The sequence below is a fragment of the Paenibacillus sp. Soil787 genome (assembly GCF_001429545.1).
Taxonomy (GTDB): Bacteria; Bacillota; Bacilli; order Paenibacillales; family NBRC-103111; genus Paenibacillus_E.
In genome coordinates, this window is sequence record NZ_LMSP01000022.1 from 81,626 (window position 1) to 96,101 (window position 14,476).

At 42.9% G+C, this 14,476-nt stretch carries 15 protein-coding genes and 3 pseudogenes; all 18 read left to right on the top strand.

Translation table 11 applies throughout. The features are described 5' to 3' along the window. Nucleotides 1-165 precede the first annotated feature (165 nt). The 18 genes and pseudogenes from ASG93_RS19475 to bshA all read left to right on the top strand — a co-directional run bounded on the left by ASG93_RS19475 (nt 166) and on the right by bshA (nt 14,102). A complete protein-coding gene (locus ASG93_RS19475) occupies nt 166-633 on the top strand; it encodes a shikimate kinase (RefSeq protein WP_056834365.1) in 468 nt (155 codons plus the stop codon). 163 nt (nt 634-796) lie between these two features. Beyond that, the gene (locus tag ASG93_RS19480; RefSeq protein WP_056834367.1) at nt 797-1,246 is read left to right on the top strand and encodes a VOC family protein; all 450 of its coding nucleotides are present in this window, start codon (nt 797-799) and stop codon (nt 1,244-1,246) included. A 942-nt stretch (nt 1,247-2,188) separates the two neighbouring features. Further along, on the top strand, nt 2,189-2,365 hold the full coding sequence (locus ASG93_RS35935) for a hypothetical protein (RefSeq protein ID WP_200984500.1): 177 nt from the start codon (nt 2,189-2,191) through the stop codon (nt 2,363-2,365). Nucleotides 2,366-2,741: 376 nt separating this feature from the next. Continuing rightward, a complete protein-coding gene (locus ASG93_RS36450) occupies nt 2,742-2,960 on the top strand; it encodes a hypothetical protein (protein WP_235550896.1) in 219 nt (72 codons plus the stop codon). Continuing rightward, nucleotides 2,923-3,687: a methylenetetrahydrofolate reductase gene (locus ASG93_RS19490; protein WP_235550897.1), complete on the top strand. Its 765-nt coding sequence runs from the start codon at nt 2,923-2,925 to the stop codon at nt 3,685-3,687. The genes ASG93_RS36450 and ASG93_RS19490 overlap by 38 nt, the downstream gene beginning before the upstream one ends. A 222-nt stretch (nt 3,688-3,909) precedes the next feature. Then, the gene (locus ASG93_RS19495; RefSeq protein ID WP_056834372.1) at nt 3,910-4,185 is read left to right on the top strand and encodes a hypothetical protein; all 276 of its coding nucleotides are present in this window, start codon (nt 3,910-3,912) and stop codon (nt 4,183-4,185) included. A gap of 178 nt (nt 4,186-4,363) precedes the next feature. Continuing rightward, on the top strand, nt 4,364-4,645 hold the full coding sequence (locus ASG93_RS19500; RefSeq protein WP_056834374.1) for a hypothetical protein: 282 nt from the start codon (nt 4,364-4,366) through the stop codon (nt 4,643-4,645). Between the two features lie 17 nt (nt 4,646-4,662). Beyond that, the gene (locus ASG93_RS36455; RefSeq protein ID WP_235550898.1) at nt 4,663-5,088 is read left to right on the top strand and encodes a hypothetical protein; all 426 of its coding nucleotides are present in this window, start codon (nt 4,663-4,665) and stop codon (nt 5,086-5,088) included. Nucleotides 5,089-5,099: 11 nt separating this feature from the next. Continuing rightward, the gene (locus ASG93_RS36460; RefSeq protein ID WP_414858878.1) at nt 5,100-5,513 is read left to right on the top strand and encodes a phosphotransferase family protein; all 414 of its coding nucleotides are present in this window, start codon (nt 5,100-5,102) and stop codon (nt 5,511-5,513) included. A gap of 297 nt (nt 5,514-5,810) precedes the next feature. Continuing rightward, complete coding sequence (locus ASG93_RS19510) at nt 5,811-6,317, top strand: hypothetical protein (RefSeq protein WP_235550900.1); 507 nt, start codon at nt 5,811-5,813, stop codon at nt 6,315-6,317. Nucleotides 6,318-6,706: 389 nt separating this feature from the next. Further along, nucleotides 6,707-7,360 (top strand): NAD(P)H-dependent oxidoreductase, encoded by a 654-nt coding sequence (locus ASG93_RS19515; protein ID WP_082614979.1) that lies wholly within the window; start codon nt 6,707-6,709, stop codon nt 7,358-7,360. Between the two features lie 142 nt (nt 7,361-7,502). Then, nucleotides 7,503-7,766 (top strand): annotated as a pseudogene (locus tag ASG93_RS19520) (nitroreductase family protein); the annotation flags it as partial. 656 nt (nt 7,767-8,422) lie between these two features. Beyond that, a complete protein-coding gene (locus ASG93_RS19525) occupies nt 8,423-9,142 on the top strand; it encodes a DUF421 domain-containing protein (protein WP_056834375.1) in 720 nt (239 codons plus the stop codon). An 899-nt stretch (nt 9,143-10,041) separates the two neighbouring features. Further along, nucleotides 10,042-11,283, top strand: a complete 1,242-nt coding sequence (locus ASG93_RS19530; RefSeq protein WP_063891911.1) for an MFS transporter — start codon at nt 10,042-10,044, stop codon at nt 11,281-11,283. A gap of 84 nt (nt 11,284-11,367) precedes the next feature. Next, nucleotides 11,368-11,538, top strand: coding sequence for a hypothetical protein (locus ASG93_RS19535; RefSeq protein WP_156410975.1), 171 nt, complete (start codon nt 11,368-11,370; stop codon nt 11,536-11,538). Between the two features lie 236 nt (nt 11,539-11,774). Further along, nucleotides 11,775-11,974, top strand: a pseudogene (locus ASG93_RS34330) (NAD(P)/FAD-dependent oxidoreductase); the annotation flags it as partial. 222 nt (nt 11,975-12,196) lie between these two features. Then, complete coding sequence (gene trxA / locus ASG93_RS19545; RefSeq protein WP_056834381.1) at nt 12,197-12,508, top strand: thioredoxin; 312 nt, start codon at nt 12,197-12,199, stop codon at nt 12,506-12,508. Nucleotides 12,509-12,930: 422 nt separating this feature from the next. After that, nucleotides 12,931-14,102 (top strand): annotated as a pseudogene (gene bshA / locus ASG93_RS19555) (N-acetyl-alpha-D-glucosaminyl L-malate synthase BshA). Nucleotides 14,103-14,476: the final 374 nt, after the last annotated feature.

A 14,476-nucleotide genomic window follows, 5' to 3' on the forward strand; every position in this document is an offset into this window, starting at 1 on the left:
AAACGGAGAACGATAGCTGAATCAAGACACGCAGCAGCCGGCAATCACGATCGGCTGCTTTTTTCGTTAAAGTAAGGGGAGTTAACGCTATCTTGTGAAGGATATTTATGGGGAATACCGAATGGTTTAACGAAACCAATAATAATTAAAAAAGTGAGGAAGAAAATGAATATAGTTCTTGTAGGTATGTCTGGTGCTGGTAAAAGCACTTTAGGCGTGTTGCTTGCAAAAGCCTTAGGAATGGATTACGTGGATACGGATATTGTCATTCAGCAACATGAGGGTAGGTTGTTACAAGAGATAATTGATAATGATGGTTTCGAAAAATTTATGCAGATCGAAGAAAAAACTGTGTCTGAATTGCAACTAAAAAATTGCATTATATCTACAGGTGGAAGCGTTATTTATTCAGAAAAGGCCATGAATGTCCTTAAACAGGATGGTCAGGTCATTTATTTACATGTCCCATATGAAGAGATTAAGAAGAGACTAATAAACGTAACAATCAGAGGCATTGTTATAAAGAAAGGCAATAGTCTTAAGGACGTTTACGAGGAAAGATATCCTCTATACAGTAAGTACAGTGATAAAACCCTTGATTGTTTAAATAAGGATATAGAAATGTGTAGGTGAAATTATAGAACTAATACAAGAAACATTGAGCTAACGGAAACGATAGTTGAATAAGACCCTGCAGCAACTGAATAACTTTATGACAGAGACGCTTAGACATAAACTTAATTGAGGACAGCTTTAAATAGAGATGATGACTTTTAATTCATAAGGAGATAAAACTATGACAAAAAATAAATTACTACGAATGGACAACGTCCTTATCGTCGTTGACGACCTCGAAGCCGTTAAAGCCTTCTTTCTCCAACTCGGATTCGAGTTGGAGGGCGAAACGACCGTCGAGGGCTCCTCCGTAGATCGTCTCATAGGCCTTCAGAACGTCCATGCTACCCTCGTGTTTATGCGCACTCCGGACGGCCACGGACGGATCGAGCTGGACAAGTTCCACACGCCGGATGCGATTAGAACTGGGCCGGAGAAGGCTCCGGTGAACGAACTCGGGATCCGCCGCATCATGTTCGCCGTCGATGACATCGATGACGTGGTCGCGCGCCTGCTTGCCCATGGCGCCGAACTGGTCGGCGAAGTGGTGCAATACGGGGACACGAATCGACTCGCCTACATCCGCGGTCCCGAAGGTATCATCGTCGGATTGAGCGAGCAGCTCAAGTAATAAATCGGTAACTGTTACGCTAACGGAAACGTTAATTGAATCACGACATGACGGCAGCCGGTACACGATCGGCTGCTGTTGTCCGTTGAAGTAACTGGCAGAATTGTTTAATAAGGAATGATTTGTTAATAAGGATAAAGTGAAAACTTGATAATAAGTCGCTACTATTATTAGTGACCAAGGGGGGGCTGTTATGCAACAATTTCGATTTTGTCCCTTTATGTTATTAAAATTTTCACAAAGGTTGGATGTTACTTGAATAAATACGTCAGGCTTATATTGGTTTTAGCTGTATTAGGAACTTTATTCATATCCGTTTTCTTTACAATTTTGGCATGGTCCAGTGGAGACTATGTACTAATTCTGATATCCTCACTTATCGTTTTTATATCGAGTATGCTAATTATGCTTGTAGCATTTAAGATGAATCCCTCATCATTAAAAAATTATAGGATTTATATTTTCCCTATACTAGGTCTCCTATTTTTAGGAATATTCCTTTACCATGTAAGAGATTTGCGTGTTTATTTAACAGGGAAGCCGATGATTACTGAAGGCTCGCCTTTAACTGTTAGTACCAGACAGAGCCGATATGGTAAAATTTTTGTGGATTTGGAAGTGAACGGTTTACATGCAACGTTGAAAAACCAAATTCCACTGTATGAAGAATGTATATATCGAATTACATATCTGCCAAACACCAAGTTCATTACTAAAATCGAATATCGGATGCCTAGCTGGCAGTATTACTACCAGATCGATCAAAAATGCATATTGTGTAAATATGACAGTTCACCTTCTCCCATTGTTCCATTATCGTAACCGATCAACCTTAGATAAAGAGAAGCCCCATATCAAGAAACTGATATGAAGTGAAAATATTTTGTATCGATTTAACTAACTGGGAACTTTAGCATAATCGCAGTGAAGAGGAGACATTCGATGAAAAGCCCTTTTGGAGTTCAAATAGAAGGCAGTATTTATGCAAACGAAGGCGATTTGAGACCTAACGAGTTTTTGAATGCTTTTATTGAGTTTGTTGAAAGTAAGGGTTGGTTTTTTGGAGGAGGTACATATCAGGTGGATGAAGAAGGCGAAAAGATTGATGATATCGATTGAACCTTTCAACGGAAACGATAGTTGAATTCAACCCAGAACAAGGCTGCCGGCATGAACGGCAGCCTTTTGTTCGTGCGCCTCACAGTCGCACAATCTAAGTGGCTTAATTCCACTCGGTAACTTCAAAGTGCCGTAGCCGAAGTAGAGGTCCTAATCTGTCGAGGCATCTATGCGGGCGATCACGCAATAGATCCGTTTAATGCATGCAAACTGACTCCTTTCCTTAGTTATAGCTCCAGGCTATAGCAGGATATAGGAATTAGAAGTTACCTGTTAGCCGATCGGCAATGTTATCATTAATATACGATAAACAGGTAGTTGCTGTCATAACCGCCTAGGTTAGGTGTAGTACTGAAGTTCTGGAGGTTAAGAGTATATGTTAAAAGAAAAAATATTGGGTAAAGAGGCTGGTATTTTAACATATGGTATGACGCCGCCTAAGGTAACTAATACCCCAGAAAAGATAGCAGAGATTTCACAGAAGCAAGTTGAAAGAATAAATGATCTCGAAATAGATGCATTAATTCTTTATGATGTTCAGGAAGAAGCTGAACGAGTTGAACAACAAAGACTTTCCGTACTTGCCAACTATTGACCCTGCTTCGTATAGTGATGAATATTTAAACCAATTGAGAGTTCCTAAAATTATTTATCGTTGCGTGGGTAAATATAGCGAAGAACAGTTCGTAAATTGGGTAAAGGCTGACGCAGAACGAGAAAGATATTCCGTATACGTAGGTGCTTCTTCATGTAAGCAGGTGGTTAACTTAGATCTTTCAGAGGCTTCTAAATTAAGTAAGAGATTAAACAGCAAATTAACTTTTGGGGGAGTTGTCATACCTGAAAGACATATGAAAAAGAATGATGAGCACATACGAGTTAGAAACAAGATCAAAAACGGATGTGCCTTTTTCGTTTCACAGGCAACATATAATGTAGAGGCATCGAAAAATTTCTTATCGGATTACTTTTATTACTGTACAAATAACGTGGAAATGGTACCCATTTTATTCAATCTTGCACCCTGTGGCTCTGAAAAAACTTTGGAATTCATGAAATGGTTAGGGATAAGTATACCAACATGGTTAGAAAATGACTTAAAATACTCTAATGATGTACTGGAAAAATCAATAAGATTGTCTCAAACAATTTTCGAAGATATATTAGATTTTGCACTGGAAAAAGGTATCCCTGTTGGATGTAGTGTTGAAAGTGTCTCAACAAGGAAAATAGAAATAGAGGCATCCGTACAACTGGTTAGAGACATAAAATCCATGTTAGATAAGAAACTGAAAAGAACCGTAATAAATTCACTCCGATAAACGGATCAAACATTGGGACGAAGAACGAGAGCACAATAACAACAGGCTGCCGGCATAATCGGCAGCCTGTTGAAGTAACGGGCAGATTTGTTCAACAGGTGGGCAGGATAGAGTGATCACTTCGCGAATAATTCAAGTGCGGATATTATATTTTAGTGAGGTAAATCATGGGCTATTATTGAGTCTTTAGATTGTATTAGAAATAGGTTTAGGAATCTCTGCGTGATTCAATTATACAAAGACTTAATAACCATACCAATTACAGATGAACTATACGATGAAATAAAGATGAACCAAGGAAGTTCCTTTAAGAATTATGAATATTTGACTGATTTAATCGGTATATTCTGCTTGGAAATTTCCAAGGTCAGTAGAACTGCTTATGTTGAGGCAGAATATTTTGGTGGAATTGGCACACAGTTGTTAAATGCCGCATTTGAAATCGCAAGGGGTAGGGAGTTGAAGTATTGTCAGCCAGAAGCATTGCCCAAAGGCTAAAATGTTCCACCCAGCCAATATACAGTATGTATGCAAGCATGGACGAGGTAAAAGACGATGTGTATAACCGTGCCATTGATTTTGCTCTAGCCAGAATGAATCAGTATTGCAACGAAAAGAACTCAGCTGCCATGAATTTGGCCATAGGGTGCCTTTTGTTCGCTCAAGAAAAAAGGGTTTGTTCAAAGCTCTATATCTTTCTGATTACAGAAGACAATTTTTAGAGCGGAACACAGACAAACTTAGCGAGGAGTTATTTGCTGCTTTTTTACAGATCGATAATCGGCTAAGTAAGCTTGAAGAGAGCAAGGCCAAAACCGTCTTTTTTAAGTTGGTTACGTATTGGTTAGGGATTGGGACTAGGATTAACACAAATACAATCGACTTGGATATTGATGAGGCCACGGAGATGCTAGAAGAAATGTACAAAATGCTTACGAGAAAAGAAGGGCTATTATGACTTAAGGGGGGGCTTGCATGACGAATGCGGTAGGACGAAAGTTGGGAGAAGGCGCATGTGCGGAAGTATTCGAATGGGAAGGCGGCAGCAAAATTGTCAAATTGGCAAAGCCTAACACAAGCTCCGCTGCCTTACAAAGAGAATTGATGCATTGTCGATGTGCTTGGGAGTGCTGGCTGCCTGTGCCCGAGCCGTTCGGCCTGATTACTGTAGAAGGGAGACCGGGCGTTGTTTTTGAACGGATTTATGGCGAGTCAATCTTAAACCGTTTTATAAACAAGACGATAGGGCCGAATAAACGAGTGAACGGGCTGGATTTGTTGGAAGATCATTTAGACGCGAGAATCACGGCTCGGCTTTTGTATCAAATCCATACAAATTCGCGAGTTTATCAAGCCAGCGGACAAGAATCAGAAATGATATTGGCCGAGCACCATCTCTGACTAAACCAGAAATAGAAGCACTGATCGCCTATTTGGATCAACTGCCCGTAAAGCAGCGGCTTTGTCATGGAGATCCGAACCCCGGGAACATCTTGCTGCGAGATCATGAAGCCCTCTTCATCGACTGGAATGATGCTTCTACCGGGAACCCGGAAGCGGATTTGGCAGAATACGTCATACTGATTCAGTATGCGGTCATACCCCCGTATCTGCCTGCTGAACTGAATGCCTTTTTAGACACAATCAGGGACTCAACCATCCGTATATTTTTAGAGGAGTACGAACGACTATCTGGCATCGGGTACGCAGAAATCGAGCCTTGGATCGCTCCTGTTGCAGCGCGGAAGCTTTCTTCGGATGCCACTTCTGAAGCGGAAAGATCCTTACTATTGGATGAAATAATAAGAAGAATGCGTTACAAGTGAGTTCGATTGGGTGTAAGACGTTTTAATCTCCTGTACAGTTCGTTAATTCAAATATTATCACATGAATATTTCCAGTGTTATGTAGTCAAAGTGTAAATTGTCATGACATAAAGGGGTTCCAGTATGCTTGGAAAATGTGTGGAAACGTGCTCAGTTAAACAGGCATGATTGCTTAATTAAGACAGTAAACCTTTATAGGAGGACAATTGCGATGATGATTGATTACATAACACACTGCTATAATACTGTGCCCTTTAGAAGTTTATCTGACTATCAAAGCCTGAAGCTCTAAAAGTAATGGAGGATTTGTGTGACGACACTCCATTTTTTGATAGATTTAAGGATCCACTTCAATATTGGAAAGGCCGAGTAGAAACAGAAGCCTGGTTGAGAGCTGGATTCATCCAGAAAGGTGGTAAGCCAAAAGATGAATATCCGTTGTATTCGGTACTTGGCTCCGCAACTTGGATAGAGAAATATTCATTATCTACTGGTATAGCCGTCGATATGCTCCAAATTCCTCTTTCAATATTTAATGAGAATGATATAAGTTTCACATTTCCAGACAGTATGGTTTCATTCTGGATAGGAAGAGATAAACCAAAAGCATTTTATCACCCCAGCTATCATGGGCAAGTCTTCACATTGACAGAAATAAGGTCAATAATTACATATGAGTTAATAGATGTGGATGTTATAGAATCAATGCACCCGGAAGGCACAATACCATATATCGAAGCACAGATTTGGAATCATGAAATTACGAGGAATTATTATTCTGAAAGGATTAGTCCCGAAATGTAAGTGGTTCGGACTCCAGGGCATCGGGACACATCAATTAATTGTACATGATTACGCTAACGTAAGAACGAGAGCTCAATTATATAGACGAAAAGGCAACCAATTTTAAAGCCTTCAGGCTACAACTATCTGAGTTTTCGGGAATTGGCCGAAGCTAGCGCGGATATCCTTATTTAAATAAAATGGGATATTATGTTATTAAACAAAGAGACTGTCATATGCAAAGTAACGACTTGTGGAAGTTGTGTAGTCAAATCACTTTCTCGTATAAGTCGTAAAGTCATTAGGAGGATTGATAATTCTGATGAACAAGCTATGGTATTTATCGCAAATAAGCATTTTTGAAGAAATGACACATCAAATTGAGTAAATAGAAGGAAGGTTGATTTAACATGATAGGAACGGAGAGTAAAAAACAAGAAATTTTAAAAGCTTACCAGTTGAGACGTGCTTGCAAGGCATTTGATACCAACAAAAAGATTTCGGATGAAGATTTTCACTTTATTTTGGAGACTGGAAGATTGTCTCCAAGTTCATTTGGCTTCGAGCCGTGGAATACCAACAAAAAGATTTCGGATGAAGATTTTCACTTTATTTTGGAGACTGGAAGATTGTCTCCAAGTTCATTTGGCTTCGAGCCGTGGAAGTTTGTCGTGATCCAGAATGCAGCTCTTCGCGAAAAATTAAAACCTGTATCTGGCGGTGCCACGGGACAACTGCCCACTGCCAGCCATTTTGTAGTTATATTGGCCAGAAGAGAAAAAGGCTTACGGCCTGACTCGGTTCACGTGAACAAAATGTGGAAAGACATTCATCATATGCCTGAAGAAGTTGTGCAAGATTGGTACGATTTCTACAAATTCTTCGTCGAAACAGAACTCGAAGATAATGACCGTCTCATTTTTGAATGGTCAATCAGACAAACCTATATAGCATTGGGAAACATGATGACAGCCGCGGCTCAAATCGGTATTGATTCCTGTCCGATCGAAGGTTTTGATAAAAAGCAGGTAACCGCTATTTCACCTTCTCTGTTTGAACCATAATCTCTGCTATCTTTACGCGGGTAACGGGAGTTGAACTATTCGTTTTAATCAGAGTTGTGAAAGCACCATTAGAACTTTTAAGGTGCGAAAGAGCGGATTTTCTCGTTCCGGAATAAGAATCATGCATGGGATCCGAAAAACNGACCGTCTCATTTTTGAATGGTCAATCAGACAAACCTATATAGCATTGGGAAACATGATGACAGCCGCGGCTCAAATCGGTATTGATTCCTGTCCGATAGAAGGTTTTGATAAAAAGCAGGTGACCGTTATTTTACAAAATGAGGGTATCATTAACGGCGACGATTTCGGTGTAGCCTGTATGGTCGCTTTCGGATATCGCCAAAAGGATCCCAAACGTCCACAAACAAGACAACATCTCGATGAGATTGTTGAGTGGCGATAAACTTAAGATGATATTTCTCAGCATCAGGGGACATGTTTCACTAACAGGTACTTGAGTTTAAGAATGGGGGTTGCTGTGGGTGCGGCAACTCCCTTTTTATGGTGCTAACTATGATGAAAAAACATTTTAGTACAAGAATGAAACGGAGGCGGTAATGTAGAACTTCTTAGGGTTTCATTTGAACAGAAAATAATAAGGAAGAGCGTGATAATGATGTTAATGAACATGTTCTTTCCGATTATAAATATTTAGACCACTACTGGACAGTAGAAGGGCGACATCCCTTCTTTGTTATGGTATCCGGGAAGCTGGCTGGGTTTGTTTTAGTGAGGGAAATCAAAGTTGATCCTGAAATATTCATAGCCACGGAGGACCGAGTTAATGCCCGATAAGGGCTCAGACGCGACGAAATCATGCGAATTAGTGGTATATGTCAGATAGACCGTTAAAACCGAGGGACGGGCAGTAGAACGTAACTGAACACTGTTTTCTGTTACATACATTTCTATCCAAGTGGGTAAATTACAAAAGGGGTGAAAGCTCCAATTGCCCCGAAAAACACGATGAGGTTAAGAAGCTGATCGCTGACCTACACGAATAATCTGGAACATTCAGATTACAATAATTGCTGGACATAATAAGCAAATATCAAAGAGGTGAGGAACATCGAATGGTGGTGGACGGCCGTATCGGCGGTTGGTGCTTATCTTTATCTGCATCTGATTTGCCGATTCCTTGGTCGCAAGGTATTATCGCAGTTCAATTTCTTTGATTTCGCTTCGGCCATTACGATTGGTGCACTGACTACCCTAGTAGCGATTCCAACGAATGAGTGGAAAAAGGCAGCCGTCGCACTCGGCATTTTCACCGTTCTTACCTTAACGCTGGATTACTTCATCCAGAAGTCCCCTGGTTTCCGTGGTTTCGTAAATTCCAAGCCCAAAATGGTCATATACAAGGGGCAAATCGATTCCCAACAGCTGCGCAAAGCAAGGTTGACCCTTGATGAGCTGCTAACAATTCTTCGCCAAAAAAATGTATTTCATCCAGGCGATGTCTACTGTGCCATACTTGAGACCGATGGACAGCTATCCGTCCTGCCTAAATCCGACAAGATGCCACTCACTCTGGGCGATCTGAATCGTAAGCCTCCGGAGAAGGGGATGATGAATGATGTGATCAAGGACGGTAACATCATTACTGAAAACCTCCGCCATGCCGGATATGACGATAAGTGGCTTCAAAAGAAGCTCCGTGAGCAAGGAATTCAGAGCATCGAGGAAGTGTTCTATGCAGGAGTCGACGGCCAAGGAGCATTGTACGTTTCGATTCGAGATAGGGCCGGCATTGAGAGTGGTAATATTTATATTCAATAAAAATGGAAGGGGAGGAGCAGCCAGCAGCTCATGGTTGGTTGTTCCTTCCTTTTGCTTCATGTTTTTCAACGGAAATCCAGCAAAATACGTAAACAGGTCGCCCTTACGATAAAAACGTAGGGCCACACCCCACACCCTCCAAGTTGTTAGACACATTCTAACAACTTGGAGGGTGAAGTTTTTTAGGATAGGGGCCCGAAAAGATATAAGTTCTTGTCTTTTATCGATATATGTTCTTATCCTCCGACAATCAGCTATTTAAAAATTAGATGTTACTGCCAGCGTAAATAATACATACGTACATAATGGCAATTTACAACATATGTCCTTAAAGTAAAAGCAAAGACCACCGGAAATCCGGTAGTCTTTGCATATCAATGTGTAGAGTTTCGAGGAATGCTCGAGGTTAAAATATATCGCTTAACGCGGTCGCCAAACGCTTCCACGGCGATTTTGGCGTCTTGAGGATTAAAGCAGATTTGATCGTAGCGATATCATAATGACAGTTGGAAATTAGACGAGTCAACCGGTCGAATTATTGTCAGTAATCTACTTTATCTACCGTTTTACACAACTTCTAAAAATATAAAATGGAGAATTGTAAACTACATTACATAACTCCAATTTTTTTATAATTATAATCAAGCTATCATTCGATATTGGAGGTTTCAGAACGATGAGCAACTAAAATTTAACCGAACAGCTGGAAGCGGCCACACAGCAGTTTTTGAGGCAGACGCGGACGGTTATCGACCGCGTAATGGCCGTGATTTACTCCGGAGAGATTGCCCCTTATTGGGCAAAGTAATGATAGAGGACCGGTACGGCGAATGCCATCCGGTCCTCAGTAAAAACAGAGCAATAAAATCATCGATCCAATAAAAGGGAGGTCGTTCTCTATGAAAAAAATGTTATGGGTCATCTTCATGATGTCCACCGGAACTTCCTTTACTTCGCCTTTATTTCCGCTATTTCAGGAGCAGTACCGATTAAGCAGTCTGCAAATCACCATTTTATTCGCTGTGTATGCGGTCTTCCTATTGCCCTCTTTGCTCATTGTCGGCTCCAGAGGAAGCGGTTGGGGGCTGAAGCGGGTTCTTCGCATCAGCATCCTGTTGTCGATCCTGGCCACCCTTCTCTTTATGGCAAGCCAGCAGGCCTGGCTCGTTTACGGGGCGAGAATACTGGAAGGAATCGCTTATGGAAGCTTTACGGGCACCGCAGTCGGGTTTTTGCTGAAGCAAACGTCCGAAGAGAAAGCGGGCAAAACGATTCTGTTATCGGGTATGGCTGTTTCATTTGGTTTCGGTCTAGGACCTGCCTTGGCCGGTTTGATCATCCAGTATCTGCATCTGATGCCGCTGCGCGCGCCGTTTTGGCTTTTGACCATTCTGTTGCTGAGCGCTTGGGTCGGCCTGGAAAAGTTGCAGGACGAGGATTTTCAAGCCCGGAAGGAACGCCGTCGAGCGGCGTCGGCATCGATATCGCTTGGGGTGTCTACTGACATTAAGCCTCATTTCTGGTCGTTCAGTGCGCTGCCCGTTTTCACGCTGTTTACCTTGAACGGAACCGTTCTCTCCTTGATTCCTTCGTTCGTGAAAAACGTGATTCACACTTCCAACCTTGCCGTGTCCGGTCTCCTGATTCTGCTGCTTATGGGAGGCGGCACGATGATGCAAATGCTGCCTTGGTTCAAACAGCCGGTCGTACGCCTTCGGTGCGGTATCGCTTTATTAGCTTGTGGTGCCTGGCTTGTCGTTCTCTCCGGGACGTCGGAAAGCATAAGCCTAATGTGGATCGGTGTGCTCGTTCAGGCGCTGGGCAGCGGTTGGACGTTCCAGATCAGCCTGCGATTGGCCGGCGAGCTTCCGAATGCATCGGAGCGGCCGAAGGTGATCACGACTTTCTACTTTGCGGGTTACATCGGATTTATTGTTCCCATCGTGGGAGTCGGTCTCCTAAGCTACTTATTTGACTTGTACGTGTCTCTGATCGTCCTGAATGTTCTCGCTTCCCTGGTGGTTCTCTACATGTTGTGTTATTCCGTAAGGTTTGCCCGGTACTATGCCGCCAGAAACGGAACGCAAGCTCAGGCGGAAAGTCTTTCATCCAAGGCGGGTTCGCAGGCCTTGCAATCCTGACGGATGAGGGGGCGGTTTAATTGCCGTGCGATGGGAGAAGGCCATTCGAACGGCCGGATCAACACCTTGAATGGGAGATCGGACATGAAACAAGTTATTCAACATTTGCTGAGTTTCACACCTACGAGGATCGTGCTGGCGCTTGCTCTTTTTGTCCCGTTCCTGTTTACCGTGATCTGGATGACCGGTTACCATAACGCGACACAGCGCCTCGGCGTGCTGAAGATCGCCGTCGTCAATCCGGGGAGGGGTTGACGGAGAATCCTCCCCATAGAGTACAGCCGGCTATACGCCTCGGCCGCTCCGGTAGAGCAACAGATACAATTTGGATTCAGCCGATCTTCCCGATTTGCGCAGCCAATTGTAATCTGCATTACAGATAATAAAAGAATTGGGTCGTAAAATAAAATAGGAATGAACGAAATTTGTATTAAGTTTCCCCATAAGGTTTGCTTCAAATTTATTAGTAAACAGGTTAAATACTCCGTGATATGGATGAAAACAGAAGAGGAGGCCTTCCTAAGCATTACAAAGCGATTATTATCGGTACAGGTCGACCGGTTTAACGGCGGCGATCTATCTGGCAAGAGCGAATGTTGCTCCACTTGTTATTGAAGGAATTCTACCCGGCGGCAAATTGACGACAACTACGGAGGTCGATAACTTCCCGGGGTTCCCGGACGGGATTATGATGAGCTCGGTTACCTGCAAGTCATTCCGGGCACATCCCAAACCGCCATACATGGCGTTTTCGCCTGCGGTGACGTGCAGGACCGCATTTACCGCCAAGCCATTACGTCGGCAGGCAGCGGCTTTATGGCCGCGCTGGATGCGGAACGGTTCTTGTCCAAGCATTACGCTTAATATTTTCGCATAACGAATCAATTAATCATTCCTAAGGGAGGCATATGCCATGTCAGTTCAACCGATAACAGATGCTACTTTCCAAAATGAGACCGCAGCGGGCACTGTGCTCGTCGATTTCTGGGCGCCTTGGTGCGGACCTTGTAAAATGATCACTCCGGTACTGGACGAACTGTCCGCCGAGATCGGCGATAAAGCCAAAATCGTAAAAGTCAACGTGGACGATAATCCGGAATCCGCGGCCAAGTACAACGTCATGAGTATCCCCACCCTGTTAATATTCAAAGACGGGCAAGTCGTGAACCAACTAGTCGGGGTGCAACCGAAAGATCGATTGAAGGCGGCTATCGAGCAGGCCTGAGAGTCAGAAAAAACACCCATACACCATATTCCACTTAGGAGGCAGCATACGACACAATTTCAAGAACGCACAGGAGTAGCGACATTAGGAGGCAACCCGATTACACTTGACCTTCATCAGTTTCTTTTGCTGGGAGGTTGGTATACCGTCGGTTCCAAGGGCAATATTCGTGTGCTTGGCGCGAAGGCATGCGACGTTCCTTGGATCTATGCACGCGTCGACGCTATCTTGTCTCATAAGCTCTTTACGGTATCGACTCTGGAGCAGATCGAACGATCGTCAAACACTGATTTCCGGCACGGACTCTTACTCGGCCAGCTGGCGCAATTCGCTCTCGCTGCCGGCTTCGGCTGTTAGCCCGAGTAATCCTATGAGCGCTTTGATGGTTGAATCGTATCGAATGGCTGTGAAGGAGGTAAGAAATGAAAGATAAGCTGAAAATTGGGATTACCTGTTACCCTACATTAGGGGGATCTGGCGTTGTAGCGACAGAACTGGGTAAACTGCTCGCCGAAAAAGGACATGAAGTGCATTTTATCACTCATAAGAGGCGTTTCGCCTTGATCAGTTTCATAAAAATGTATTTTATCATGAAGTGGAAGTAAGCGAAAATTACGTATTCCGCTATCCCGCATATGATCTTTCGCTAGCTAGTAAGATGGCACAAGTTGTGAAAATGGAAGATCTGGATTTGCTGCATGTACACTATGCGATTCCACATGCGGTATGTGCGCTGCTCGCTAAACAAATGATTGGTAATAAGTTGAAAGTCGTAACAACACTGCACGGAACAGTTATTACTGTACTTGGACAGGATCATTCTATCTCTGATTTAATTCGTTATGCAATCAATGAGAGCGATGCGGTTACCGCGGTTTCAAAGGATTTGATCAAGGAAACAAGGGAATCGCTCAATATTAGTCGAGATATTGATTTAGTATATAATTTTGTAGATATGCGCGTTTATTATCCTCGAGATATTTCCAAGCTAAGAAGAGAGTTCGCAAGGCCTGATGAGAGAATTCTTATTCATATATCGAACTTTAGACCGGTGAAGCGTGTACAGGACGTCGTTGACATCTTTGCAAAAGTAAGCAAAAAAGTGCCATCCCGTCTGCTTTTTGTCGGGGAAGGTCCGGATTTGTCAAAAACGATTTCGAAAATTAGGGAGCTGGGACTTACAGATAAAGTGACGTTTTGCGGGAAGCAGGACGATGTTGCACAACTAATTTCACTCGCAGATGTCATGCTGCTGCCATCGGAAAAGGAGAGCTTTGGTCTCGTAGCGCTTGAAGCGATGGCTTGCGGGGTGCCTACAGTAGGCTCGAATGCCGGAGGGACTCCTGAGCTCATTACCCATGGGGAGACTGGCTATTTAGCGGAAATAGGAGATACAGATAAGATGGCTGAACATGTTATTCATCTGCTTAGTAACCCAGAGCATTATGAGCAGATGGTTCAAAATTGTTTGTACCGAGCCCGTCATACGTTCTGTAATGATACAGCGATCGATCAATATGAAGAAATCTATTATCGCGTGTTGGGAAGAGAAATAACAGACTCCCACCGTTTATTAGCCGCGTCGTGTCAATAAATGATGATTTGCTCGTTAGAGTTCAATATATAACAATGTCCGATTGTGCTATTTTTCCTCTCTGAAGAGAGGCAAACAGCTGAAAGCAGCCACACAGTAGTTTAAGGCCAATTCACCGATTAAAGCGCAGATCAAGATCAGTCTAATGTTCGTATTTGAAAATATATGGAGAACTGTAATCTACTTCACAGAACTCCGCTTTAATTTAGAATTATAATCAAGCTATCATTCGACATTGGAGGTTTCAGAACGATGAGCAACCAAAATTTAACCGATCAGCTGGAAGTGGCCACACAGCAGTTTAAGGCCAATGCGCCGATTGAAGCGCAGATCAAGATCGGTCAAATGATTGAGGAACTTCAGAAATCGGGGAT